Source organism: Microbacterium sp. 69-7, assembly GCF_001897985.1.
GTDB classification, from domain to species: domain Bacteria; phylum Actinomycetota; class Actinomycetes; order Actinomycetales; family Microbacteriaceae; genus Microbacterium; species Microbacterium laevaniformans.
Genome location: NZ_MKRU01000017.1, coordinates 23691 through 24858, shown reverse-complemented (window position 1 = coordinate 24858; position 1168 = coordinate 23691). Strand labels below are relative to the sequence as shown.

Genomic DNA, 1168 nt, shown 5'->3' with positions numbered 1-1168 from the left:
ACGGTGGAGCGTAGGGGAGGACCGCGTCGCTCAATAGGCGTTTTCCGTGTTGAGCAGACGGAAGGGGGTCATGAACAGGATCTTCAGGTCCAGCCAGAGCGACCAGTTCTCGATGTAATAGAGGTCGAATTCGGTGCGGAAGCGGATCTTGTCGTCATGGTCGATCTCGCCGCGCCAGCCGTTGATCTGCGCCCAGCCGGTGACGCCGGGCTTGACGCGGTGACGGGCGAAATAGCTTTCGACAACATCGACATATTTGCGGTCGTTCGACTGCGCCTGGATGGCATGCGGCCGCGGGCCGACCAGCGACAGGTCGCCCTTGAGGACGTTGAAGAACTGCGGCAGCTCATCGATCGAGGATTTGCGCAGGAACCGTCCGACGCGGGTGACGCGCGGGTCGCCCTTCGTCACGGCGGCCTTTGCCGTCGGGTCGGCAAGGTGCGTGTACATCGAGCGGAACTTGTAGACCTCGATGACCTCGTTGTTGAAGCCGTGCCGCTTCTGCTTGAAGATGATCGGGCCGGGCGAGGACAGCTTGACGGCAATGGCCGCGCCGAGCATCACCGGCCAGAGCAGAAGCAGTGCGACCACGCTGAAGAAGACGTCGAAGATTCGCTTGGCGACATTGTCCCAGTCGGCGATCGGCTTGTCGAAGATGTCGAGCATCGGCAGGCTGCCGATCTGGGAGTAGCTGCGCGGGCGGAAGCGCAGGCCCTTGGAATGGGCGGCAAGGCGAATGTCGACCGGCAGAACCCAGAGTTTCTTGAGAAGCGAGAGGATGCGCGCCTCGGCCGAAAGCGGCAGCGAGATGATCAGCATGTCGATCCGCGCAAGCCGGGCGAATTCGACGAGTTCGGCGACATTGCCGAGTTTCGGATAGCCGGCGATGATCGCCGGCGAGCGGCGCTCGTCGCGGTCGTCGAAGATGCCGCAGATGCGGATGTCGTTGTCGGGCTGGCGCTCGATCGAGCGGATTAGCGTCTCGGCGTTGCGGCCGCCGCCGACGATGACGGCGCGGCGCTCCATCACGCCGTTGCGCGCCCAGCGCCGCACCAGCCGCGCCGCGACCAGCCGCATGACGAGGAACAGCGCCAGCCCGGCGGCCAGCCAGCCGGCGAACCAGACGCGCGAGAAGTCGGCCGAGACCTTGAGGAAGAAGCCGGCGAGC

Annotated in this window: 1 protein-coding gene; it reads right to left on the bottom strand. The window is 64.7% G+C overall.

Going from position 1 to position 1168, the window contains the following annotated elements; genetic code table 11:
• Positions 1 to 30: 30 nt before the first annotated feature.
• The coding region (locus tag BGN98_RS01890; protein ID WP_288119185.1) for an undecaprenyl-phosphate glucose phosphotransferase at positions 31 to 1168 on the bottom strand (1138 nt) is incomplete at its 5' end.